Here is a 21,845-nt window from a genome sequence, read left to right as displayed (position 1 = left end):
AATTCGTAGCAGGCTACGAATTACCGTGCACGTGCGACGCAGTCGCTCTAGCTCAGACCGTCGAGCACCGCGCGCGTTCCCGAAAGACCCAATCGTGTTGCGCCCGCGTCGATCATGGCCAGGGCGGCCTCCGTGGTGCGGATGCCGCCACTGGCTTTGACGCCCAGTCGTCCGCCGACGGTCTCCGCCATCAAGCGCACCGCTTCGACGCTCGCGCCGCCTGCGGGGTGGAATCCGGTGGATGTCTTGACGAAGTCGGCACCGGCTTTCTCGGCGGCGCGGCACACCTCGACGATCGCGTCGTCGGACAGTGCGGCCGATTCGATGATGACCTTCAGGACCGCAGTTCCGGCGATCCCCTCGCGGACGGTGACGATGTCGGCCAGTACCGCGTTGTAGTCCCCCGCGATGGCCGCGCCGACGTCGATCACCATGTCGACCTCGTCGGCGCCTTGCTGCACCGCGAGCCTGGCCTCGGAACCCTTGATCAGCGAGTGATGCTTGCCCGACGGGAATCCGGCGACGACGGCAGTGAGCATTCCCTCGGCCCGAATCGGCAGCATCGACGGCGATACGCACACCGCGAGCACTCCGAGTTCGCGGCCTTCCTCGATAAGAGCGGCCACGTCGGCCGTCGTGGCTTCGGGCTTGAGCAGCGTGTGGTCGACCATTCCGGCGAGGGCGGAGCGGGTGAGTGTCATGCGGTCCAGCTTTTCACAGCACGCCCTTTCGTAGCCCTGTCGGTCTACGATTTTGGTTCATGACCGCAGCCTCGCTCGCCGCCACCTTCAACGCCACCAGCAGGGAGTTCGACGCGGTGACGCCACAGGTCTGGGGGCCGGCCGGGCAGTCGCTCGCCTTCGCGCTCGAGTTGGCGACCGGGGACACCGTTCTGGACGTGTGCTCCGGCACCGGGGCATCGGCGATTCCCGCGGCGGCCGCCGTCGGCCCGGACGGCCTCGTGCACGCCGTCGATCTCGCCGACGACCTGCTCGAGGTCGGGCGGGTGAAAGCCACCGAAAGGGCCCTGCGCAACATCGACTTCGTGCTCGCCGACGCCACCGAATGGGAGCCGCCGTCGACGGTTCCCGATGCCGGATACGACGCGTTGGCCTGTTCGTACGGCATCTTCTTTCTGCCCGATCCCGAGGGGGACTTCGCTCGTCTGGTGTCGTTGGTTCGTCCGGGCGGTCGCGTCGGGGTGACGGTGTGGCGCAAGGGTGCGTTCGAGGCGTTCGCGGGCACGTTCTTCGAGGTGATCGGTGCGCATTCGCCGCCGAGCGAACACGACGGGCCACTCGCGCAGGACGGTTACGACAAGCACCCGATCCGGCGGATGGAGACGGCGGATCTTCTGTCGGCATGGCTCGCCGCGGCCGGCACCACCGATGTCGAGGTCGTGGAGCTGTCCAATCACGTTCCCGCGACGGAGTCGTTCGTGTGGGATCTCGTGCTGGGCAGTGCGATGCGGGGAGCGCTGACACCGTTCGACGATGCGACCCGGACGCAGATCCGTGCCGAGTTCTCGGAGCTGCTCACCGAGCGCGGAATCGATTCGATCGATCTGGGGACACTGGTGGCAACCGGGGTGCGGACGCCCTGAGACAATCGGCGGTATGAGTTCTTCCGTATCCGAGGATCGCCGTTACGTTCTGTCGCTCGGTTGCCCCGACAAGACGGGCATCGTCGCCCGCATCTCGACCTTCCTCGCCGAGGTCGGTGGATGGATCGTCGAGGCCGCCTATCACGCCGATCCCGACACCGGTTGGTTCTTCACCCGGCAGGCGGTGCGCGCGTCGTCGGTGGACATGAGCATCGAGGAGCTGAGGACGCGCTTCGCCGTGGTGGCTGCCGAGCTCGGCCCGGAAACCGAATGGACACTTCACGATTCGGGTGAGCCCAAGCGCGTGGTCCTACTGGTCAGCAAGGAGGCGCACTGCTTGCACGACCTCCTCGGGCGCGCTGCGGGCGGCGAACTGCCCGCTCAGATCTCCGCGGTGATCGGCAACCACAAGTCGCTCGAACCGATCGCCGCAGCGCACGGCACCCCGTTCCATCACGTCGAGTTCGCCAAGGATCCGGCCGAGCGCGGGCCCGCCTTCGAGGAGGTGCGGTCGCTGGTCGATTCCTACGACCCGCACGCGGTTGTGCTGGCACGCTTCATGCAGGTTCTGCCCGAGTCGCTGTGCGCGCACTGGGCGGGCCGAGCGATCAACATCCACCACAGCTTCCTGCCGTCGTTCGTCGGCGCGCGTCCGTACCACCAGGCGTTCGCGCGGGGCGTGAAGCTGATCGGCGCGACATGCCACTACGTGACGGCCGAGCTCGACGCGGGTCCGATCATCGAGCAGGACGTCATCCGCGTCGACCATTCCGACGAGGTGGCCGACATGGTGCGTCAGGGCCGCGACATCGAGAAGCTGGTGCTCTCCCGTGGCCTGCGGTGGCACCTGGAGGATCGTGTCCTGGTGCACGGCCGCAAGACCGTGGTGTTCAGCTAGATCACAAGTTCCGGAGCCGAACCACTTCGGTGTTGAATTCGTCGATTGCCTCGACGGAGCTCATGTGTCCGATGCCGGGGATCACGATCAGTCTGCTCAGGTGGTCGTGATCGTCGAGGGCGCGGGCGAGTTTGCGGGCGTGCACGGGTGGGGTCAGTCGGTCGGCCGATCCGACGAGCACGCTGGTGGGAACGGACATGTTCTCGAGCGCTTCGTGGATGTCGAGGTCGCTGAGCGCGGCACCCCAGATGCCGCGGGTGCGCGGGGCGCATTCGAGCACGATCTTCTCGCAGAACGCCACCTCGGCCGGTGTCGCTCCTGGTGCCATGGAGATGTACTTGATGGCCTGGCGGGTCACCGGCGACGGCCGCAGCGGAAGCGCCGAGCTGAGCACGGCTTTGCCCACGGGGGTCGGGAGGCGCGGGAAGCGCTGCGGCAGTGGGATGACGGTGGTTTCGCGGACGAGTGAGTCGGTCGCGGTGCTGGCGAGCAGGACGGCACTGACCAGGCGATCGACCTGTTCGGGATAGTTTCCGGCCCAGGCCATGATCGACATGCCGCCCATGCTGTGACCCACCAGCACAGCTTTGTTGTCCTCGTCGACGGTGGCGGTGAGGACCGCAGCGAGGTCGTCGGCCAGCACGTCGGGGCTCAGTGGTCGCGTTCCCACGTCGCTGCGGCCGTGGCCGCGCTGGTCGTACGCGATGACGCGGTAGCGGCCGGCGAGGGCGTTGATCTGCGGGTACCAGTAGTCGGCCGAGCAGGTCCAGCCGTGGCTGAAGACGATCGGCGCGGCATCGGAGTCACCGTAGCTACGGACGTGCAGGTGGGCACCGTCGTCGGTGACCACCTCGGTGATGTGCGGTTCGAAGGTGGGGTACTGCAGCAGCTCGTCGGGCTGGACGTCGGTCGTCTTGGTGAACGAGTGCAGGCGCCGCCGCCGAACGACGAACGTACCGATGCCTGCCGCGACGGCCGCACTGCCGACTCCGAACAGCGCGCGTTCGATTACCTTGCGTGAAACCACTGATTCCCCTCCACCTGTATCCCCCGAGCGGGTGCGGTAGAGGCTACGCCCAGAACCGAACGGGCGTCGACGCGGCTGGTTACCAGCGAGGTCCGCGCTGAATGCTGTCGATCTTGGGCCGTACGTCGACGAGGTACACGCACACGGCGACGACGCCGATGATGCCCAGGAATCCGATCACTCCGGAGACGAGGATGAGGAGCAGGCCGACGAACAGGATGGCCAGCCACGCGTTCTTGGTGAGCTTGTCCACGGCAGGAAAGGCGTCGGCGCGCTGACGCAATGCGTGGAAGATCGCGAATCCTGCTCCTACCACTCCGAGGATCTGAAGAAAGGTCAGGATGTAGTAGCTGAAGCTGCCGGCGATGCTCACGCGGCCAGTGTACGAGAAACGACCCCCGCGCCGCTCGGCGCAGGGGTCGTTTTCTTTACGAGTGCTTTAGCGAGTGGTCTTCTTCGCCGGAGCCTTCTTGGCCGGAGCCGGGGTGGACTTCTTGGCTGCCGGTGCCGGTGCGGTCTTCTTGGCCGGTGCCGGAGTCTTTTTGATCGGCGAGTTGGCGTTGCTGCGGGTCTTGGCCTCGACCGTGCCCGCCGCGCCGCTCACCTTGTCGGACGCCTTGATGGCCTTGTCCTTGGCCTCGTCGCCTGCTTCGTCGATGTTCTCGGCGAGCTCGTCGGCGGCGTCGGAGATCTCCTCGGCACCCTCGCGGACCTTGTCCGATGCGAGACCGGCCAGAGCAGCGGCACGCTCACCCACTGCGCGGGTCTGCGAGGCGACGGTTCCGAGGGCCTGCTCGGTGAGGTCGACGACGTCGTTGGCAGCGGCGTTGGCGCGTTCGAGGCGTTCTTCGACGGCGGGCGTGCGGCGGATGCGCTCGACGGTCTCTTCGCCGCGCTCGGCGAGCGAGGTGTAGAGGTCGGATGCCACCTTCAGGTATGCCTCGGCAACCTTGCGCAGCTCTTCGGGGGTGAAGCGCTCGCGCAGCTCGGCGATCTCGTCGGGGAGCTCTGCGGGCAGGTTCGCCAGCCGCTCGCGCAGGCTCTCGACGCCCTCGGTGACATCTTCGGAGATGTCGGCGATGCGGGCGTTGACCTCGCTGGTGCGGCTCTCGGCGCGCGAGCGCACCTGAGCGACGACGTCGGCCACGGCCTGGACGACGGCGTCGCCTGCACCGACGGCTGCGAAGATCGGGGTCTTGACGTTCTCGAAGTTCTTGGAATCAGACATCGGGTGTCTCCTGTTCGTCGGGTTCGGGCTCCTGCGTCGACTCGTTCTCACGACAGAACGAGTCGTAGATCTCGATCAGCACTTGCTTCTGCCGTTCGGTGATGTGCTCATCGCCGAGCAGAGCTTCGCGCACCGGACCGTGGGGACGCGCTTCCAAGATCCCGGCCCGGACGTACAGCACCTCGGAGGAGACGCGCAGACCCTTGGCTATCTGCGCTAGCACTTCTGCGGACGGGTTGCGCAGTCCGCGTTCGATCTGGCTCAGGTAGGGGTTGCTCACTCCGGCCCGGCTGGCGAGTTGCCGCATGGATACCTGCGCGGCTTCCCGTTGGGACCGGATGTAGCTGCCGATGTCCTGGGCCGCAGTGGTGACCACTGCAGCGACCAGATCCCCCGCCTCGGCGACGACCTGCGTCGCCTCGGTCGCTTTGGCGACCAGATCCCCCTCGTTCTCGGCCATATCGGCCTCCTGTTTCGGTGTCCTACTGGACGGTACCGAAGGGTGCTAACTATTGCAAGCACTCTGCTAGCACTAGTGCCCGAAGATCAGATCCGAGATCGTGTAGATGGCGAGACCGGCGATGGAACCGACGACGGTTCCGTTGATGCGAATGAACTGGAGATCGCGTCCGACCTGCAGTTCGATCTTCTTGCTCGCCTCCTCGGCATCCCACCGCGCGACGGTGTCCCCGATGATCGTGGTGATCTCGTCCGCGTAGTTCGCGGCGATGTAACTCGCCCCACCGAGGAGCCAGCCGTCGACCTTGCCGCGCAATTCCTCGTCGTCGCGCAAGCGCACCCCGAGGTTGGCGGTGTTCTCCTTGATCTTGGTGCGCAGCGTGCTCGTCGGATCGTCCACCGACTCGGTGATCAGCCGCTTGGCCACCTTCCACGTCGCCGCGGCGAGGCCGGTGATCTCCTCACGCCCCATGATCTGCGCCTTGAGCTTCTCGGCCTTCTCGATGGTGACCGGGTCGTGCTGCAGGTCGTTGGCGTAATCGACGAGGAACTTGTTGGCGGCCAGGCGTACGTCGTGTTCGGGGTTGGAGCGAATCTTCCAGGTGAACTCGACGAGCTCCTTGTAGACCTTCTCGCCCAACAGCGTGTCGACGAACTTCGGCGACCAGTTCGGGGAGTCCCGCGCGACGACGCGATCGATCATCTCCTGGCTGCCGAGCGCCCACTGGTGAGCGCGCTCGGCGAGCATGTCGATCAACGGCAGCTGGCGATTCTCGCGGAGCAGTTCGTCGAGGATGCGGCCGATCGGCGGTCCCCACTGCGGGTCGGCGAGTCGACGCACGATGGTGCTGTCGATGACGGCGGTGATGTCCTCGTCGTTGAGGACGTCGACGACGCCGTGCAACACGGTCGCCGCCTCGGCCGCGACCCGTTCGGCGTTGTCCGGCTGAGCGAGCCAGGTCCCCAACCGCAGGGGAACCTGCGCGGACGCGACCTTCTCCGACACGACCTCGGGCGCGAGGAAGTTGCTGCCGACGAACGAACTCAGGCTCGCACCCAGCTGGTCCTTCTTCTTCTTGATCAAGGCCGTGTGCGGAATCGGGATGCCGAGCGGGTGCTTGAACAGGGCCGTCACCGCGAACCAGTCCGCGAGTGCGCCCACCATTCCCGCTTCCGATGCCGCGCGCACGTAGCCCACCCAGGCACCTGCGCCCGTCGACTCCTGCCAGCGGCAGAAGATGTAGACGATCGATGCGAAGACGAGAAAGCCCGTCGCGACCGTCTTCATCTTGCGGAGGTCGCGGCGTTTGGTGTCGTCGTCGAAGTTCATCAGCTGCACAACCGACATTGTGCCCAGAAATACCTCGGACCAACCGGACGCACCCTGCGACGGTGTCCGAGCAGGCGCATAGGGTGGTGGTCGTGGCAAGAAATACGACGGAGGCAAAGCTGGACGAGTCCGAGCCGAGCGAGGACAAGCCCAAGGCCGAGAAGCCGGACGGCCGCAAACGTCGGTGGCGTGAGCACAAGATCGCGCGACGCGAGGAGCTGGTCGACGGCACGCTGGCTGCGATCCGGTTGCGGGGCCGCGAGATCGGAATGGACGAGATCGCGTCGGAGATCGGTATCTCCAAGACGGTGCTCTACCGCTACTTCACCGACAAGAACGACCTGACGAGCGCGACCATGTCGCGGTACGTCGAGACGACCCTCGCACCTCGCATCTACGCGGCCATCTCGCACGAGCTCGACGAGTACGAACTCACCCGCGTCGTCGTGACCGCCTATGTCGAGACGGTGGCCACCGATCCCGAGGTGTACCTGTACGTCATGGCGAACAACGCCGGCAACAATCGCGACGTCGTCGCCGAGTCCGAGCGCATGATCGCCGAGTTGCTCTCCACCGTGTTGGGTGAGCGCCTAAGGCAACGCGAGATGGACTCGGGCGGTTCGGTTCCGTGGGCCTTCGCGATCGTCGGCGCGGTTCAGTTGGCCACGCACTGGTGGATCTCCAACAAGTCCATGTCCGCGGACGATCTGATCGACTATCTCTGCATGATGATGTGGGGCGGCATCCACGGAGTCGCCATGGCCGACGGCTCCCCCGCGAAGTTCAAGTCGCAGCCGCACCCTCTCGTCGTCGAACCAGGCACGCCCTAGCGCTCGTCGTACCCGTCGTCGTCGAGCGGGACCTCGGCTCGTTGATCCAGCACGTCCCGGACGTCGGCCTCGACGGGCAGATCACTCGTACTCGGCTCGCCGGACTCGTCGACGATCGGCAGACTCTGCTCGACCCGATCCTCGGTGGGCGTTTCGATGGGTGATTCGCTCATGTCTCCATTCGTACCATCACTTGTCAGTTTGAGATCCGGTCCGGTCGGACATTCGAACAGGTATGACTACCGATACATTGACCGGACGCCGCATCGCCATTCTCGCTACAGACGGCGTCGAGCAGGTCGAACTGGTTCAGCCTCGTGAAGCCGTCGAAAATGCCGGAGCCACAGTCACATTGGTGGCACTCGACCATGGTGACATCCAAGCGATGGAGAGCGACGTCAATGCCGCCGACACCTTCACGGTCGACCGCGTCGTCGCCGATGTCTCCGCGGACGACTTCGATGCGCTGATCCTGCCCGGCGGCACCACCAACCCCGACCAACTTCGCGTCGACGCGGACGCGGTGGCGTTCGTGCGCGCATTCGTACAAGCCCGCAAACCGGTCGGCGTCATCTGCCACGGTGCCTGGACTCTCGTCGAGGCGGACGTCGTGAAGGGCCGGACGTTGACGTCCTACCCGAGTATCCGAACCGACATTCGCAACGCGGGAGGAACCGTCGTCGACGAGGAAGTGGTCGTCGACGGCAACCTGGTGTCGAGCCGCAATCCGGACGACCTGCCGGCCTTCTGCGCGAAGATCGTGCAGCATTTCAGCGCTTGATAGGTTAGCGTGCCCTATGCACATTTCTCGTTCGTTGGCTCTGCCTGCGGCAGCCCTCGCCCTCGCCCTCACTCTGACCGCATGCAGCTCCGACAACGGCGACACCACCGACCCCTCGGAGGCCGGTGGTGTCGTCGTCACCGACATGTTCGGCGACGTCGAGGTCCCGGCGAATCCGCAGCGAGTGGTTGCACTCGGCTGGTCGGACGCCGAGACCGCACTGGCGCTCGGCGTCCAACCCGTCGGAGCGAGTGACTGGCTCGGAGTCGGCGGAAACGGCCTCGGCCCGTGGGTCGACGAAACCTACGACACCGACCCCACGATCGTCGGCACCTTCGACGTCGACATGGAGTCGATCGCGGCGCTGGCACCGGATCTGATCCTGTGGACTCGCAGCACCAACGACAAAGCCGTCTACGACGACCTGTCCGAGATCGCCCCGACTGTCGCCGCGCCGCCGGGAACCGACGTCGCCTACGGCACCACGTGGGACGGCCAGACCGAGATCGTTGCCCAAGCGCTCGGAAAGGTCGACGAGGGCAAGAAGCTCGTCGACGACACCCAGGCACTGGTCGACGACACCATCGCCGCCAACCCCGAATTCGCCGGCAAGACCGTCGCCGTCGGCACGCTCTACAGCGGACAGGTCGGTGCCTACGTCCGCGGCGACACCCGCGTCGACTTCCTCGAGTCGTTGGGCATGGAGAACACCCCGGCCGTCCAGAACCTCGCGCAGCCGGGAGCATTCAGCATCGAACTGTCCGAGGAGAACATCTCCGCGCTCGATGCCGACCTCACCGTCATGTTCCCCATCGGCACCGGACCCGAGGTGATCACCGACAACCCGTCGATCCAGGGCCTGCCGTCGGCACGCGACGGACGCCTCGTGGTGCTCGGAGATCAGAACCTCTCCAACGCATTCTCGGCAGCCTCGGTCGCAGGCACCCGATACGCACTGGAGAACGCAGTGCCGCTCTTCGCGGCACCACTGAAGGGCTAGATCACACCCTCCCCGGCGGGCTTGTCACACTCTCCCCGGGGGCTTGTCACACTCTCCCTGGAGGGAAGCCACCCGCGGCGATCGGTCCCCAGGTGTCGATCACGATGCGTATCAACGACTTTCCCTGCTTCACCATCGCCGCGCGGTACTCGTCCCAGTCCGAGTGCTCGCCGGCGATGCTGCGGAAGTACTCCACCAGAGGCTCGACCGCGTCGGGAAGATCGATGATTTCGGCGGTACCGTCGACCTGGACGTAGTCGCCGTTCCAATCGTCACTGTGCACCAACACCGTGACGGCGGAGTTGCGGCGAATGTTGTGCACCTTCGCGCGCTCGGGGTACGTGGCGATGACGATGCGGCCTTCCGAGTCGACCCCGGCCGAAACCGGGGAGACCTGCAGGCCGTCGTCGCGCTTGCGGGTGATCAGGGTGTGGTGGTGCCGCGGGGAGACGAATTCGAGCAATTCCTCACGCGACACGGTCTCGGCTTTTGCGATGGTAGGGGCCATGATTCCCATGGTAGAGAAGTAGTGTCATCGGTCATGGCCGACAACTCGAAATTGTGGACGCTCTCTCCCGTCGAGGTGCTGCGCGCCGGTGCGTCACCCCGGGTCGAGGACATCGATTTCACCGCAACTCCGGGATTCGACGGCAAGAAGGCACACGGCAACGACGTCCTCGAACAGCGGGGTGAAGTGCTGGCCGCGCTGCAGGAGAAGCTCTACGCCCATGGGCGCGCGGGTGGAACCAGGTCGGTTCTGCTGGTACTCCAGGGCATGGACACCGCAGGCAAGGGCGGAATGGTCAAGCACGTCATCGGCATGGTCGATCCGCAGGGCGTGGACCTGGCGTCGTTCGGGGTGCCGACTCAGGAAGAGAAACAACACCACTACCTGTGGCGAATCCGCAAAGCACTTCCGCGGGCCGGCCGCATCGGGGTGTTCGATCGCTCCCACTACGAGGACGTCCTCGTCGTCGCGGTCCACGACCTGGTGCCACGGCAGGTGTGGGAGAAGCGATTCGACGAGATCAACGCCTTCGAAAAGGAGTTGACCGAACAGGGAACCGTCGTGGTGAAGGTCGCGTTGTTCGTCTCGGCAGACGAGCAGAAGAAGCGGTTGCAGGAGCGGCTCGATCGGCCCGACAAGCATTGGAAGTACAACCCGGGCGACGTCACCGAGCGTGGCTTCCTACCGCAGTACCGGGCGGCGTATCAGCGGGTGCTGGATCGGACCGACGTCGATCATGCACCGTGGTACGTCGTCCCGGCCGATCGGAAATGGTACAGCCGCCTGGCTGTCACGGAGATCCTGATCGACACGTTGGAGAAACTCGATCTCGATTGGCCCGCAGCCGATTTCGACGTCGAACACGAGAAGAAGCGTCTCGCCGAGAGCTGAACGAGAAGGGCCCACGACACTGCGTCGCGGGCCCTTCTCTCATGCTGGGTACAGCTGGGTGAAGATTTACAGCGTGGCTGCGTCGATCACGAAGCGGTAGCGCACGTCGGACTTGACGACGCGGTCGTATGCCTCGTTGATCTTCTCGGCCGGGATGACCTCGATCTCGGCACCGATGTGGTGCTCGGCGCAGAAGTCGAGCATTTCCTGGGTCTCGGCGATGCCACCGACCATCGAACCGGCGAAGGAGCGACGGTTGGCCAGCAGGTTGAACGCGGGCACCTCGAGGGGCTTCTCGGGAACACCGAGCTCGACGAGGGTGCCGTTGCGGGCGAGCAGTCCGAGGTACTTGCCCATCGGCAGGTTCGCGGAGACCGTGTTGAGGATCAGGTCGAACTTGCCCTGCAGATCCTTGAGGGCGGTGGTGTCCTTGGTGGCGTAGTACTCGTCGGCACCGTAGGCCTTGCCGTCGGCTTCCTTGGCGTCGGTCTGGCTCAGCACGGTGACGTGTGCTCCGAGTGCGTGCGCGATCTTGACGCCGATGTGGCCGAGGCCGCCCATGCCGATGATGGCGACCTTCTTGCCCGGTCCTGCGCCCCAGTGCTTGAGCGGCGAGTACAGGGTGATGCCTGCGCACAGCAGAGGTGCGGCGACGTCGAGCTCGACGCCCTCCGGGATTCCGAGAACGAACTTCTCCGTCACGACGATCTGGGTGGAGTAGCCGCCGTGGGTGAACTCGCCCTCGTAGGTCTTCGAGTTGTACGTCTGGACGACGCCCTTGGTGCAGTACTGCTCGTCGCCGTCCTTGCACGCCTCGCACTCGCCACAGGAGTCCACGAAGCAGCCGACGCCGACGCGGTCGCCCACCTTGCGGCTGGTCACCTCGGAGCCGACCTCGGCCACAATGCCTGCGATCTCGTGCCCGGGAACGACGGGGTACGTGGTGCCACCCCACTCGTTACGGGCGGTGTGGATATCGGAGTGACAGATGCCGGCGAACTTGACGTCGATGAGGATGTCGTGCGGTCCGACAGCGCGTCGCTCGATCGTCGCCTTCTCGAGCGGGGCGTCAGGAGCGGTGGCCTGGTAAGCGGTAGCTGAAGTCATAAGTACATTGCTACCTACGCATCGGTGCAAGCGCAAGGCAGCTACCGCCTCGACCAGGCTATTCCTACTCTAAACGAGTCGTTCGCAACAGTAACGTCAGCTGTTCTTGGCGATGTTGCCGCCGAGCCACAGAACGTATGCGCCCAGACCGATCAGTCCGATCTTGCGAGTCTTGGGGTATGCGATCGCGGCACCGACCGCCAGTTCGGTGGCTCCGTTGCGACTGATCCAGGTCCGAGTGTCCTTGGGGAACGGAAGCTTGGTGATTCCCTCGAACGCCTCGGGCACCACGAAGTGGGCGGCGCCGGTGGCCGCCAACCCGATCCCGAATGCCTTGGGAACCACACTGTTCGACTTCGTGGACTTGCTCACTGACATGCTCCTGTGATCGAAGTGACTGCATTCGCAGACCGACAATAGCGGTCCGGTGACCGTCGCGGGGCAACCCGCCCGCGGCGGTGTCTACTTTGCGATTCGGCCGTTCTCGTAGCGGTAGAAACCGGCTCCGGCCTTCTTGCCCATGTGCCCGGATTCGACCATTCGCAGCAGCAGCGGCGGTGCTAGGAAGAGGGGTTCCTCGAACTCCGAGTACATCGAATCTGCAATGGCTTTGACCGTGTCGAGGCCGATCAGATCGGCGAGTGCGAGCGGCCCCATGGGGTGCGCCAGACCCAGCACCGTCGCCTTGTCGACGTCTTCCTTGGTGGCGAACCCGGATTCGACCATGCGAATCGCGGAGAGCAGATACGGCACGAGCAACGCGTTGACGACGAAGCCCGATCGATCTGCCGAGCGCACGACCTGTTTGCCGAGAACATCGCCCGCGAAGCGCTCGGCCCGGTCTGCCACTGCCGGTGACGTCAGGTCGGTGGTAACGAGCTCGACGAGTGGCAGTACCGGGACCGGGTTGAAGAAGTGCAGACCCACGACTCGGCCGGGTGCCGTCGTGGCGGCTCCCAGGCTCACGATGGGAATGGAGGAGGTGTTGGAGGCGATGACGGCATTTGGGTCGGTCACCACCGAGTCGAGTTCGGCGAAGATGTCGGTCTTGATCTTCTCGTCTTCGAGCACTGCTTCGACGACCAGTTGGCGGTCGCCGAAGTCGGCGAGGTCGGCGGTGAATCGCAGCCTGCATGCCGCTTGCTCACGCTCACGTTCGGTGATCTTGCCGCTGCTGACGCCGCGGTCCAGCGATTGCAGAATGCGGCTGCGACCGGCCGTCGCCAGTTCGCGGGTCTGTTCGTGGACCAACACGTCGACGTGCGCACGGGCGCAGACCTCCGCGATTCCTGCACCCATCTGCCCCGCTCCGACGATCCCCACCCTCTCGACCGTCACAGGAGGCTCCTAGTCATTGATGTTGCGGCACAACAGGTTGAAGTGAGATGCGGGTCACTCTTACCGGGTACGCCCAAAACCTTCGTCGTACAGAACAGGCGGCCCGCAACGAATGTTGCGGACCGCCTGACTAGTGCGCTGAAAATCCGGAGAGGCGGAACTGCTTAGTGGAACTGGCCTTCTTCGGTGGAGCCCTTCAGTGCTGCCGTCGAGGTGTTGGGGTCGACGGTGGTGGCGATGCGGTCGAAGTAGCCTGCACCGACCTCACGCTGGTGCTTGATGGCGGTGAAGCCGCGCTCTTCGGCAGCCTTGAACTCGCGCTCCTGCAGGTCGACGAACGCGGTCATGCCTTCGCGGGCGTAGCCGTGTGCCAGGTCGAACATGCCGTAGTTGAGCGAGTGGAAGCCTGCGAGGGTGATGAACTGGAACTTGAAGCCCATGGCACCGAGTTCCTTCTGGAACTTCGCGATGGTCGCGTCGTCCAGGTGCGCCTTCCAGTTGAACGAAGGCGAGCAGTTGTAGGCGAGCAGCTGGTCCGGGAACTCGCTGCGAACCGACTCGGAGAACTTCTTGGCGACCTCGAGATCCGGCACGCCGGTCTCCATCCAGATGAGGTCGGCGTACGGGGCGTAGGCCTTCGCACGGGCGATGCAGGGCTCGATGCCGTTCTTGACGCCGAAGAATCCTTCTGCGGTGCGGGTTCCGTCGAGGAATTCACGGTCACGCTCGTCGACGTCGGAGGTGATCAGCGTGGCTGCCTCGGCGTCGGTGCGGGCGATGATGACCGACGGGACGTCGGCGACGTCGGACGCGAGGCGTGCCGAGGTCAGGGTGCGGATGTGCTGCTGGGTGGGGATGAGCACCTTGCCGCCGAGGTGGCCGCACTTCTTCTCCGATGCGAGCTGGTCCTCCCAGTGCACGCCTGCGGCGCCGGCCACGATCATGGCCTTCTGCAGCTCGTAGGCGTTCAGTGCGCCACCGAAGCCGGCTTCGGCGTCGGCGACGATCGGTGCGACCCAGTTCTTGACGGAGGTATCGCCCTCGATCTTGGCGATCTCGTCGGCGCGCAGGAGTGCGTTGTTGATGCGACGGACGACGGACGGCACCGAGTTGGCCGGGTAGAGGCTCTGGTCCGGGTAGGTGTGGCCCGAGAGGTTGGCGTCGCCTGCGACCTGCCAGCCGGAGAGGTAGATCGCCTGGAGGCCGGCGCGAATCTGCTGCACGGCCTGGTTGCCGGTGAGGGCTCCGAGCGAGTTGATGTAGTCCTCGTTGTTGACGAGATCCCACAGGATCTCGCTGCCGCGGCGAGCGAGGGTCGCTTCTTCGACGACGGTGCCCTGGAGGTCGGAGACCTGCTGTGCGGTGAAGTTACGGGTGACGCCCTTCCAGCGGGGGTTGGTGTCCCAATCCTGCTGGATCTCGGCGGTGGTCTTCGGGGTGCCGGTGGTCGACATCTTCAGCTCCAGTCTCTTCTGCTTCTCGGCCTGCCTCGAGACGAATCTTCACATCGTTGCCAGGCCCTTCTGGTGTACTCCAGAACAATGGCACACCCGAAAACATGCGTCTACCAGTTGTTAGTGCCAATCTTGGCTAGCTTTACGGGCGTCGTTGCTAATGTTGCAAATTTTTGGTCGACACAAACCTCTCCGATCGGACAGCGTGGTTACTCGCCAGTAGCGATGAATCCCCAGTTGATGAACGGAATGAACAAAATTCTTTACCGGACGCTTGTACGGTTTGACGAGGGCGTCTGAATCGAGTCAGAAACCGAGCACTTTGTGATCGACATCACAGTACTCCGATCTCACGATGTGAACATGGCACGGGTTGCTCCCCTCGACACCACTTTCGCGGGGATCCCCCGACCGACGCCACCGAGTGGAGCAGAAGTTGCACTCATCCACAGGCTGGCACCTGTCCACAGGGCTTTCGATTTCCCCAGGTCGAGCATCGAAGACCACCCACGCCATCGCCGACGCTGCACCCATGACAGCCAACTCCACTCCCGCCCAACCCGGTCATTCCGCAGACTCCACTCCCGCCCAACCCGGTCATTCCGCAGACTCCACTCCCGCCCAACCCGGTCATTCCGAAGGCTCCACTCCCGGCCCCTCCACATTCCGACAGCTCGTCTCCTCCGGACTCCATCCCAGCACCGTCTCGCGACGCTTCACCCGCGTTCTGCCGACGGTCCATATGCGCGGGGAGCCGTCGACGATGGATCGGTGTCGGGCCATCGCCCTGTGGCGACCCGATGCCGTACTCAGTCACCGTTCGGCCGCATACCTACGCGGCTGGACGACCGAGCCGTCCACTCTCGATGCAACCGTCCCCCGCTCGGCCCGGTTGCGACCACCGCCATGGCTCCGACTGCACCGTCGCGCACTCGATTCCCGGCTCGTCGACGAGGTCGAGTCACTGCCTTGCACCACTCCTGCGCAGACGATGCTCGATTGCCTGGCGGTACTCCCTCGCGAAGAGGCCGAGTTGCTGATCGACGAGCGTCTGAAGTTCGGACTCGACCCTGCGTCGCTCATCTGCCTACTCGAGCGATTCCCGGGTCGACGCGGCAACGCAGAGTTGGCCCGTCAGGTCCGGTTGGCAGTGACGAGGTTCGCCTCGGAACCGGAGCGGGCCCTCGGCCGGGCATTGCATCGGATCGGCCTGTATCTGGAGATGAATGCGACAGTCGGCTCGTTCGTCTGCGACCTCGTCGACCGTCGCAGCCGAACGATCATCGAGGTGGACGGACGCGAATTCCACAGTGCAGCAGAGGTGTTCAGCAAGGATCGACATAGACAGAACGCCCTGGTACTGGGTGGCTGGTTGGTGCTGCGCTACTCGGCGTTCGATGTGCTTGCCGCGCCGGATGTGGTGGCTGCCGAAATCGCGTCGGTTGTCAGGCGGCGTCGGGAATCGCGGCGATGAGAGCACACAATGCTCCACTCGCCGGTCCGCACGAGGGATTTACCGGATCCACCGCGCCGAGTGGAGCACCCATTGCATCAGGCGCCGCGATGAACCCACAGAGCAGAAAATGCTCCACTCCCGGACCCGCGTATGACATTTTTCGCACGCGGCCCCGGGAGTGGCGCACCGGTTGCCGAGATCAGATGCGAACGCCGGTTCGGTCGTCGCTGTGTGCAATCACCTGCGACGTGATCGGCGTCCGACGCGAGGCCAGCACACCGAGCCCGCCCATCGCGGCGATGACGAGTCCTCCGACGATCGCGAACAGGTCGGCGGCGAGCAATCCGGACGGGAACACCATCAGCGCGGGCGAGACAGCAAGCAGCAACCCGAGGCCGACGTGGGTCCAATGACTCTGTCTCGACGAGGATCCGATGGCCCAGAGTGCAGACGACGCCGCAAGGATGCCGAGCACGAGGATGGCACCGGTGACTTCCTGGTCTCCCTGGACGGGAAGCCAGACGGTCGATGCGACGAGCACGGCTCCGGTGACGAAGACGACGACGTCCCTGACGATTTCCGATGTGCGTTGACGATTGGACATGACCGCTCCTCGTGGTGCGTGGTGAATAGCTCGTACACCGGTATACGCCCTTACTTCGGCTAATGTTCCCGTTGGCTGTCGAATTGTGACCCAGTAGCCGATTGCGAACGGTGTTAACCCGATTCTTCGCAGGCGTAGCCTGGCGATATGTCGAAAACCTTCGTCGGCGTGCGGCTTCGGCAGCTCCGCAGCGAACGCAGCATGAGCCAGGTGTCACTGGCGCAGAAGCTCGGAATCTCCGCCAGTTATCTCAACCAGATCGAGCACGACGTGCGTCCACTGACGGTGCCGGTGTTGCTGCGGATCTCCGAGGTGTTCGGCGTCGACACGTCGTTCTTCTCCTCCGAGGACGACACCAGGCTGGTTGCCGAACTCCGCGAGGTGGCGCTCGATCAGGATATGGGGATCGATGCCGATGCCCACGAGATCGCGCAGATGGTCAGCTCTCACCCGCAGTTGGCGCGGGCGATGGTCAACATGCACCGCCGATACCGCAATACGACGGCTCAGCTGTTGGCCGCTACCGAGGAGCGGTTCTCCGACGGCAGTGGCAGTGGTTCGATCAGCAAGCCGCACGAGGAAGTGCGTGACTACTTCTATCAGCGACAGAACTATCTGCACGAATTGGACACTGCGGCAGAGGCTCTGACCTCGAGAATCCGGTTCCATCGCGCCGACGTCGGTGGCGAGATCGCCAAGCGGCTGCGGACGGTTCACGACGTGCAGATCGTCAATCGCATCGACCTCGGCGAGAACGTGCTGCATCGGTTCGATCCGCAGACGCGAGTGCTGGAGATCTCACCGCATCTGTCCGGCGGGCAGAAGGTGTTCAGGTACGCCGCCGAACTCGCCTATCTCGAATGCGGGGATCTGCTGAAGAAGATGGCCGACGAGGGCAACTTCACCAGTGAGTCGTCGAAGAAGTTGGCGGTGCTCGGTTTCGCGAACTACTTCGCGGCCGCGACGGTGTTGCCGTATCACCAGTTCCACGACGTCGCCGAGGATTTTCGGTACGACATCGAGCGGCTCTCGGCCTTCTTCTCGGTCAGCTACGAGACCATCTGCCATCGCCTGTCCACCTTGCAGAGACCCGAGTTACGGGGTGTTCCGTTCTCGTTCGTGCGCGTCGATCGCGCCGGGAACATGTCGAAGCGCCAGTCCGCCACGGGCTTTCACTTCTCGTCCAGTGGTGGCACGTGCCCGCTGTGGAACGTGTACGAGACCTTCGCCTATCCGGGCAAGATCATGACGCAGATCGCCGAGATGCCCGACGGCCGCAGTTACCTGTGGATCGCACGCACCGTGGAGCGACGTGCCGCGCGATACGGACAGCCCGGCAAGACCTTCGCCATCGGCCTCGGATGCGAACTGCGCCACGCCGGTCGGCTGGTGTACGCCGACGGTCTGGACGTACAGGGCTCGGCGGCGGCGACACCGATCGGAGCGGGCTGCCGGGTGTGCGAGCGTTCCAACTGCCCGCAACGCGCGTTTCCGCCACTGGGTAAGGACCTCGACATCGACGAGCACCGAAGTTCGGTGTCGCCGTATCTCGTTCGCTGAGAAGAAAGGAAGACTGCAATGACACGCATCGGCGTTGTACTGCGACCCGAACTTGCGCCGGAGGATCTCGTCGACGCGGCTCGTGCGGCCGACCGCGCAGGCGTCGACGAGGTGTGGTTGTGGGAGGACTGCTTCTACTCCGGTGGATTGTCGGCTGCTGCACTGGTTCTCGCGAACACCGAACACGTGAGCGTCGGCATCGGGGTGCTACCGACTCCGATGCGGAACGTGGCAGCCACAGCCATGGAGATCGCTACCGTGGCCCGTGTCCATCCGGGGCGGCTCCGCGTGGGGCTCGGACACGGAGTTCAATCGTGGATGGGGCAGATCGGGGCGCGAGTGCAGTCGCCTCTGACGTTGCTGACCGAACAGATGACAGCACTCACCGCACTGTTGGCGGGCGAGAGCGTCAGCGTCCAGGGGCGGTACGTCTCGCTCGACAATGTGCAGCTGAATTGGCCTCCGCTGCAACCGCCGCCGCTGCTCGTCGGTGCGACGGGGCCGAAGACTCTGGCCCTGAGCGGACGCACCGGTGTGGGAACCATCCTCACTAGCGAGACGTCATCGGATCAGGTGCGAGCGGCCATCGAGCACATCGATGGTGGGCCGGACCACGAGATCGTCGTCTACATTGCCGCCGCGACCGATTCCGATGCCGCGCTGAGCAACCTGCAACGCTGGATCGATGCCGGTGCCACCACTGTCGTACTCGAACCCCCTGCGGACCGAACGGATCCGACCACGTTGTTCACCCACGCCGCGGCATTGACGGCACAGGTCAGCTCGCCGTGAATCCCCTGGCACGATCTTTGTCCTCGGTCGTCCACAGTGTGGTCGTCACCTCGGCCCGCACCAATGGAATCACTTCTTCGGCGAACTGTCGTAACGTGTCCTTCTGACGCTCGAAGTCCAGAACGTGGTTGATCGAAACCGATTGCAGATCATGGCCGTACGCGTCGTGGTAGTCGAGTATCTTCGCCGCGACGCGTTCGGACGAGCCCACCAGTGCGGGCCCCCGCGCTACCGCGTCGTCGATGGTCCGAAAGCTCGTCACCTTGCCCTTGGCCGCCGGATCGTGTTTGCGCTTGTCCTGCTGCGCGACGATGCCCTCGTAGATCGGCCGATACTCGGCAACGGCAGCCTCGGTCGTCGTACCGAGGAACAACCCCCCGGAGCCAGAACGCACGTACGCCCTGTCCGGGTCATGACCGTGATTGCGATACTGCTCGCGGTAGCGGTCGATGAGTTCCTTGTAGTTCTCCCTCGACTGCAGTGCGTTGGCTGTCACGATGGGGTCTCCCCACTCGGCCGCCAGATCGACCGCCTCGATCGACGTGGCCGAACCGTGCCAGATTCGAAACGGCCCGTCGAAGGGCCTGGGCAGTGTGGTGGCGTCGGACAACGGATGTCGGTGGCGCCCGGTCCAATCCACGTGCTCCTCACGGATCAGCCTGCGGAGCAGTTCGTAGTTCTCGGTGAGGTACTCGTACTGGCGCGCGATGTCGAGTCCGAACAGTGGGTACTGCAGTACTTCGTTGCCTTTGCCGATGACGACTTCGAGGCGGCCTCGACTCAGTTGATCGACGGTGCCGAGGTCTTCGGCGACGCGAATCGGATCCAACACCGACAGGACGGTGACGCCGGTGGACAACAGAATGCGATGCGTCGCCTGGGCGAGCGCGCCGAGAAGCACCGTGGGAGCGGACGATAGCACGTCTCCCGCGTGCCGTTCTCCGACAGAGAACGAGTCGATGCCCAGTTCTTCTGCAAGAACGGCGAGTTCGATCAACCGGTCGAATCGGTCGGCCGGGTGCACGACTGCACCGGTGACCGGGTGCGGAGGGTTGAAGACGATGTCGAGAACCTGAAAGCGCATAGTTCTACCGGGACTTCCAGCCGAGGGACTCGAACGATTGCCTGAGCGTCACACGCGAACCGATCGCCTCACCGCTGCGCAGGCGCGACAGTACCGACGAGATCCAGGATGACGTACGTCCCTGTGTCACATAGTATTCCGATAATCGTTGCTCGTGGACAGGCACCGCAGCGTCGGCCACCACGGCGTCGTAGTTTTCGTGGTGGAGCACCGAGGAGATGGGCAATCGCGGCTTCACCCCGGCCGTATCCTCGCCCGCTCGGCCCAGCGCCGAGCCCACCACCGGAACCGATTGTTCGGCCAATGCCAGCTCGGCAGCAATCTCGTCGGGTGCGTTGCGCACCGCCCCGACATACACCGTCCCCCATCCCAGCGACTCCGCAGCGACGACGGCGTTCTGCGCGGCCAGCGCTGCATCGATGGCACCGAGAATCGTACTGTCGAAGTAGTCGGCACCGCCGAGTTCGGCGTCGTGCGCTGCGGCGAGCCGTCGGGCCCGCCCGAGATCCGCCACGAACACCAGGAACACCGCAGCCTCGGCGATGAACGCCTGGTTGCCGGCCAGCGCCGCCAGACGCTTCTTGCGCGCCGGGTCTCGTACCGCGATCACGCTCCAGGCCTGCAGGTTCGATGACGTCGGCGCGGATTGGGCTGCGGCGACGATGGTCTCGATCGTCTCGGTGTCGATCGGATCGTCTGTGAACGTCCGCACCGAGTGATGCGACAGCAGAACGTCGATCGTCTCGTTCGTGTACGCCAATGCCTTCAGAGCAGGATCGCGGTAGCGCTGCTGAACCCACGAGGCCGAAAGGGAGGTCACGTGTCCCACGCTCCTCCGAACGACGCCGACGCGCCACAGTTGCGCTCGCCGTGATTCGAAGGCTAGGGCTTTCGGAGCCGATACTGCCGGAGGTAGCGTCCCGCGTCCGCGAACGCGCGTGCTCGACGCGTGAGTGTGGGTGGGGCGGGCTTCTCACCTCGCCACAGGCGGTACAGGGTGCTCATGCTCAGGATGAGTCGTTCCGGTGAGTCCCAGTGTGAGTACTGCCCGAATTCAGGAGATTTCAGCAGGTTGAGGGCGGCTTCGGTTGGACCGAGGCCGGCGTCGAAGCAGCTGCGTCCGGCCTCGGATACCCAGGTCCAATAGTTGTGGAGCGCCCGGATCTCGTCGGTGCCGCACAGAGGTCCGTGGCCGGGAACGTAGACGTCGGCATCGAGATCGAGAAGGTGGTCGAGCGCGTCGATCCAGTTCTGCAGAGGTCCGTGCCAGAGCACCGGGGTGGCGTCGATGAAGAGCAGGTCGCCGGCGAACACGACTCCGACGTCGGAGAGATGGGCGATGAGGTCACCTTCGGTGTGTGCTGGGCCCAGGTACCGCAGGTGGACCGGCCGCCCCGCCACGTCGATGGTCTCGGTGGTGTCGAAGGTGTGGTCGGGCAGTCTCGGCAGACTCGTGGGGAAGGTGGCGTCGCCGCGGACTCGGTCCATGTAGGAGCCCATTGCCCCGACCGGTCCCGGCACCCAACCGATCTTCGCGCCGACAGATGCGAACGCGTCCACCCCTTTCGGCGGTGTTTCCTCTTTCATCGCGTGCAGCGACGCGGTACTGGTGGTGATGCGGGCGGTGGCAGGGACGGTGTCGTTTCCCCACCAGTGATCGCCGTCGGAGTGGGTGTTGAGTACCTCGGTGATCGGTGCGTCGGCGACCAGTTCGGCGGTGTCGGCGACGACTCGCTGCGCCCAGTTCACATCCCAGACGGTGTCGATCAGCATCGACGCCGAACTCGGTGCCACGATCAGTCCGGTGTTGGTCTGTCCCCAGCTGCCGGGCGGCCGCATGAATGCCCAGGTGTCGTCGGCGATCTGTCGATACCCCACCTCTGTGTCTGCCACCG

The 21,845-nt window shown here is 64.6% G+C and carries 25 protein-coding genes; 9 read left to right on the top strand and 16 right to left on the bottom strand.

What is annotated here, in order from left to right; translation table 11 throughout:
• Positions 1–47 precede the first annotated feature (47 nt).
• Positions 48–701 (bottom strand): deoxyribose-phosphate aldolase, encoded by a 654-nt coding sequence (deoC, locus tag CH306_RS13420; protein ID WP_373453491.1) that lies wholly within the window; start codon positions 699–701, stop codon positions 48–50.
• A 59-nt stretch (positions 702–760) separates the two neighbouring features.
• Here deoC and CH306_RS13415 point away from each other — a divergent pair, with 59 nt between their 5' ends.
• Together CH306_RS13415 and purU are read left to right on the top strand one after the other, a co-directional pair.
• A complete protein-coding gene (locus CH306_RS13415; protein WP_094646844.1) occupies positions 761–1,603 on the top strand; it encodes a class I SAM-dependent methyltransferase in 843 nt (280 codons plus the stop codon).
• A 13-nt stretch (positions 1,604–1,616) separates the two neighbouring features.
• The gene (gene purU / locus CH306_RS13410; RefSeq protein WP_032393848.1) at positions 1,617–2,501 is read left to right on the top strand and encodes a formyltetrahydrofolate deformylase; all 885 of its coding nucleotides are present in this window, start codon (positions 1,617–1,619) and stop codon (positions 2,499–2,501) included.
• A 1-nt stretch (position 2,502) separates the two neighbouring features.
• Here purU and CH306_RS13405 read toward each other — a convergent pair whose 3' ends face one another.
• The 5 genes from CH306_RS13405 to CH306_RS13385 form a co-directional block, all read right to left on the bottom strand.
• Entirely contained in the window at positions 2,503–3,528 is a 1,026-nt protein-coding gene (locus tag CH306_RS13405; RefSeq protein ID WP_032393847.1) for an alpha/beta fold hydrolase, read from the bottom strand.
• A gap of 79 nt (positions 3,529–3,607) precedes the next feature.
• A complete protein-coding gene (locus CH306_RS13400; RefSeq protein ID WP_371828356.1) occupies positions 3,608–3,895 on the bottom strand; it encodes a DUF2516 family protein in 288 nt (95 codons plus the stop codon).
• 72 nt (positions 3,896–3,967) lie between these two features.
• Positions 3,968–4,756, bottom strand: a complete 789-nt coding sequence (locus CH306_RS13395) for a heparin-binding hemagglutinin (RefSeq protein ID WP_045198860.1) — start codon at positions 4,754–4,756, stop codon at positions 3,968–3,970.
• Positions 4,749–5,216: a helix-turn-helix domain-containing protein gene (locus CH306_RS13390; RefSeq protein WP_045198858.1), complete on the bottom strand. Its 468-nt coding sequence runs from the start codon at positions 5,214–5,216 to the stop codon at positions 4,749–4,751. The genes CH306_RS13395 and CH306_RS13390 overlap by 8 nt, the downstream gene beginning before the upstream one ends.
• A gap of 72 nt (positions 5,217–5,288) precedes the next feature.
• Positions 5,289–6,563: a DUF445 domain-containing protein gene (locus tag CH306_RS13385; protein ID WP_032393845.1), complete on the bottom strand. Its 1,275-nt coding sequence runs from the start codon at positions 6,561–6,563 to the stop codon at positions 5,289–5,291.
• A 74-nt stretch (positions 6,564–6,637) separates the two neighbouring features.
• Between CH306_RS13385 and CH306_RS13380 the strand changes: the two genes are divergently transcribed.
• Positions 6,638–7,375: a TetR/AcrR family transcriptional regulator gene (locus CH306_RS13380; protein ID WP_045200971.1), complete on the top strand. Its 738-nt coding sequence runs from the start codon at positions 6,638–6,640 to the stop codon at positions 7,373–7,375.
• On the opposite strand, the gene CH306_RS29060 is transcribed toward CH306_RS13380, so the two are convergent.
• The gene (locus CH306_RS29060) at positions 7,372–7,548 is read right to left on the bottom strand and encodes a hypothetical protein (RefSeq protein ID WP_155290782.1); all 177 of its coding nucleotides are present in this window, start codon (positions 7,546–7,548) and stop codon (positions 7,372–7,374) included. The two genes, CH306_RS13380 and CH306_RS29060, sit on opposite strands and share 4 nt — an antisense overlap.
• Before the next feature lie 62 nt (positions 7,549–7,610).
• On the opposite strand from CH306_RS29060, the gene CH306_RS13375 reads away from it, so the two are divergent.
• Both CH306_RS13375 and CH306_RS13370 read left to right on the top strand, forming a co-directional pair.
• Entirely contained in the window at positions 7,611–8,156 is a 546-nt protein-coding gene (locus tag CH306_RS13375; protein WP_094646843.1) for a type 1 glutamine amidotransferase domain-containing protein, read from the top strand.
• 16 nt (positions 8,157–8,172) lie between these two features.
• Entirely contained in the window at positions 8,173–9,156 is a 984-nt protein-coding gene (locus CH306_RS13370; protein WP_094646842.1) for an iron-siderophore ABC transporter substrate-binding protein, read from the top strand.
• Between the two features lie 46 nt (positions 9,157–9,202).
• Here CH306_RS13370 and CH306_RS13365 read toward each other — a convergent pair whose 3' ends face one another.
• The gene (locus CH306_RS13365; RefSeq protein WP_032394153.1) at positions 9,203–9,664 is read right to left on the bottom strand and encodes a PPOX class F420-dependent oxidoreductase; all 462 of its coding nucleotides are present in this window, start codon (positions 9,662–9,664) and stop codon (positions 9,203–9,205) included.
• A 33-nt stretch (positions 9,665–9,697) separates the two neighbouring features.
• Here CH306_RS13365 and CH306_RS13360 point away from each other — a divergent pair, with 33 nt between their 5' ends.
• On the top strand, positions 9,698–10,555 hold the full coding sequence (locus CH306_RS13360; RefSeq protein ID WP_094629754.1) for a polyphosphate kinase 2 family protein: 858 nt from the start codon (positions 9,698–9,700) through the stop codon (positions 10,553–10,555).
• A 66-nt stretch (positions 10,556–10,621) separates the two neighbouring features.
• Here CH306_RS13360 and CH306_RS13355 read toward each other — a convergent pair whose 3' ends face one another.
• The 4 genes from CH306_RS13355 to aceA form a co-directional block, all read right to left on the bottom strand.
• Positions 10,622–11,662 carry an NAD(P)-dependent alcohol dehydrogenase gene (locus CH306_RS13355; RefSeq protein WP_032393841.1) on the bottom strand — a complete coding sequence of 347 codons (1,041 nt, stop codon included), beginning with the start codon at positions 11,660–11,662 and terminating at the stop codon, positions 10,622–10,624.
• 96 nt (positions 11,663–11,758) lie between these two features.
• Positions 11,759–12,040 (bottom strand): hypothetical protein, encoded by a 282-nt coding sequence (locus CH306_RS13350; RefSeq protein ID WP_371828351.1) that lies wholly within the window; start codon positions 12,038–12,040, stop codon positions 11,759–11,761.
• 84 nt (positions 12,041–12,124) lie between these two features.
• On the bottom strand, positions 12,125–13,000 hold the full coding sequence (locus CH306_RS13345; protein ID WP_032393839.1) for a 3-hydroxybutyryl-CoA dehydrogenase: 876 nt from the start codon (positions 12,998–13,000) through the stop codon (positions 12,125–12,127).
• Between the two features lie 164 nt (positions 13,001–13,164).
• Positions 13,165–14,454 (bottom strand): isocitrate lyase, encoded by a 1,290-nt coding sequence (gene aceA, locus CH306_RS13340; RefSeq protein ID WP_027498404.1) that lies wholly within the window; start codon positions 14,452–14,454, stop codon positions 13,165–13,167.
• A 532-nt stretch (positions 14,455–14,986) separates the two neighbouring features.
• Between aceA and CH306_RS13335 the strand changes: the two genes are divergently transcribed.
• Entirely contained in the window at positions 14,987–15,928 is a 942-nt protein-coding gene (locus CH306_RS13335; RefSeq protein WP_094646841.1) for a DUF559 domain-containing protein, read from the top strand.
• Between the two features lie 181 nt (positions 15,929–16,109).
• Here the strand turns inward: CH306_RS13335 and CH306_RS13330 are convergent, their stop codons facing one another.
• Positions 16,110–16,514 carry an SPW repeat domain-containing protein gene (locus CH306_RS13330; protein WP_032393838.1) on the bottom strand — a complete coding sequence of 135 codons (405 nt, stop codon included), beginning with the start codon at positions 16,512–16,514 and terminating at the stop codon, positions 16,110–16,112.
• A gap of 147 nt (positions 16,515–16,661) precedes the next feature.
• Between CH306_RS13330 and ramB the strand changes: the two genes are divergently transcribed.
• Together ramB and CH306_RS13320 are read left to right on the top strand one after the other, a co-directional pair.
• Positions 16,662–18,074, top strand: a complete 1,413-nt coding sequence (gene ramB / locus CH306_RS13325; RefSeq protein ID WP_032393837.1) for an acetate metabolism transcriptional regulator RamB — start codon at positions 16,662–16,664, stop codon at positions 18,072–18,074.
• 18 nt (positions 18,075–18,092) lie between these two features.
• Positions 18,093–18,866 (top strand): LLM class flavin-dependent oxidoreductase, encoded by a 774-nt coding sequence (locus CH306_RS13320; RefSeq protein WP_094646840.1) that lies wholly within the window; start codon positions 18,093–18,095, stop codon positions 18,864–18,866.
• Here the strand turns inward: CH306_RS13320 and CH306_RS13315 are convergent.
• The 3 genes from CH306_RS13315 to CH306_RS13305 form a co-directional block, all read right to left on the bottom strand.
• Complete coding sequence (locus CH306_RS13315; protein WP_094646839.1) at positions 18,853–19,950, bottom strand: LLM class flavin-dependent oxidoreductase; 1,098 nt, start codon at positions 19,948–19,950, stop codon at positions 18,853–18,855. The genes CH306_RS13320 and CH306_RS13315 overlap by 14 nt on opposite strands.
• Positions 19,951–19,954: 4 nt before the next feature.
• The gene (locus CH306_RS13310) at positions 19,955–20,770 is read right to left on the bottom strand and encodes an NADPH-dependent oxidoreductase (RefSeq protein ID WP_094646838.1); all 816 of its coding nucleotides are present in this window, start codon (positions 20,768–20,770) and stop codon (positions 19,955–19,957) included.
• A 62-nt stretch (positions 20,771–20,832) separates the two neighbouring features.
• On the bottom strand, positions 20,833–21,843 hold the full coding sequence (locus CH306_RS13305) for an MBL fold metallo-hydrolase (RefSeq protein ID WP_256981151.1): 1,011 nt from the start codon (positions 21,841–21,843) through the stop codon (positions 20,833–20,835).
• Positions 21,844–21,845 lie beyond the last annotated feature (2 nt).

Source organism: Rhodococcus sp. 15-725-2-2b (assembly GCF_002259075.1).
In the GTDB taxonomy this organism is placed as follows: Bacteria; Actinomycetota; Actinomycetes; order Mycobacteriales; family Mycobacteriaceae; genus Rhodococcoides.
This window is presented reverse-complemented; position numbering and strand designations above follow the sequence as displayed.

What these genes read in the sequence shown, in the direction of transcription:
- deoC (WP_373453491.1), bottom strand. Translation starts at nt 701, where the DNA reads ATGACACTCACCCGCTCCGCCCTCGCCGGAATGGTCGACCACACGCTG.
- CH306_RS13415 (WP_094646844.1), top strand. Translation starts at nt 761, where the DNA reads ATGACCGCAGCCTCGCTCGCCGCCACCTTCAACGCCACCAGCAGGGAG.
- purU (WP_032393848.1), top strand. Translation starts at nt 1,617, where the DNA reads ATGAGTTCTTCCGTATCCGAGGATCGCCGTTACGTTCTGTCGCTCGGT.
- CH306_RS13395 (WP_045198860.1), bottom strand. Translation starts at nt 4,756, where the DNA reads ATGTCTGATTCCAAGAACTTCGAGAACGTCAAGACCCCGATCTTCGCA.
- CH306_RS13390 (WP_045198858.1), bottom strand. Translation starts at nt 5,216, where the DNA reads ATGGCCGAGAACGAGGGGGATCTGGTCGCCAAAGCGACCGAGGCGACG.
- CH306_RS13385 (WP_032393845.1), bottom strand. Translation starts at nt 6,563, where the DNA reads ATGTCGGTTGTGCAGCTGATGAACTTCGACGACGACACCAAACGCCGC.
- CH306_RS29060 (WP_155290782.1), bottom strand. Translation starts at nt 7,548, where the DNA reads ATGAGCGAATCACCCATCGAAACGCCCACCGAGGATCGGGTCGAGCAG.
- CH306_RS13375 (WP_094646843.1), top strand. Translation starts at nt 7,611, where the DNA reads ATGACTACCGATACATTGACCGGACGCCGCATCGCCATTCTCGCTACA.
- CH306_RS13370 (WP_094646842.1), top strand. Translation starts at nt 8,173, where the DNA reads ATGCACATTTCTCGTTCGTTGGCTCTGCCTGCGGCAGCCCTCGCCCTC.
- CH306_RS13365 (WP_032394153.1), bottom strand. Translation starts at nt 9,664, where the DNA reads ATGGCCCCTACCATCGCAAAAGCCGAGACCGTGTCGCGTGAGGAATTG.
- CH306_RS13360 (WP_094629754.1), top strand. Translation starts at nt 9,698, where the DNA reads ATGGCCGACAACTCGAAATTGTGGACGCTCTCTCCCGTCGAGGTGCTG.
- CH306_RS13355 (WP_032393841.1), bottom strand. Translation starts at nt 11,662, where the DNA reads ATGACTTCAGCTACCGCTTACCAGGCCACCGCTCCTGACGCCCCGCTC.
- CH306_RS13350 (WP_371828351.1), bottom strand. Translation starts at nt 12,040, where the DNA reads ATGTCAGTGAGCAAGTCCACGAAGTCGAACAGTGTGGTTCCCAAGGCA.
- aceA (WP_027498404.1), bottom strand. Translation starts at nt 14,454, where the DNA reads ATGTCGACCACCGGCACCCCGAAGACCACCGCCGAGATCCAGCAGGAT.
- CH306_RS13335 (WP_094646841.1), top strand. Translation starts at nt 14,987, where the DNA reads ATGACAGCCAACTCCACTCCCGCCCAACCCGGTCATTCCGCAGACTCC.
- CH306_RS13330 (WP_032393838.1), bottom strand. Translation starts at nt 16,514, where the DNA reads ATGTCCAATCGTCAACGCACATCGGAAATCGTCAGGGACGTCGTCGTC.
- ramB (WP_032393837.1), top strand. Translation starts at nt 16,662, where the DNA reads ATGTCGAAAACCTTCGTCGGCGTGCGGCTTCGGCAGCTCCGCAGCGAA.
- CH306_RS13320 (WP_094646840.1), top strand. Translation starts at nt 18,093, where the DNA reads ATGACACGCATCGGCGTTGTACTGCGACCCGAACTTGCGCCGGAGGAT.
- CH306_RS13315 (WP_094646839.1), bottom strand. Translation starts at nt 19,950, where the DNA reads ATGCGCTTTCAGGTTCTCGACATCGTCTTCAACCCTCCGCACCCGGTC.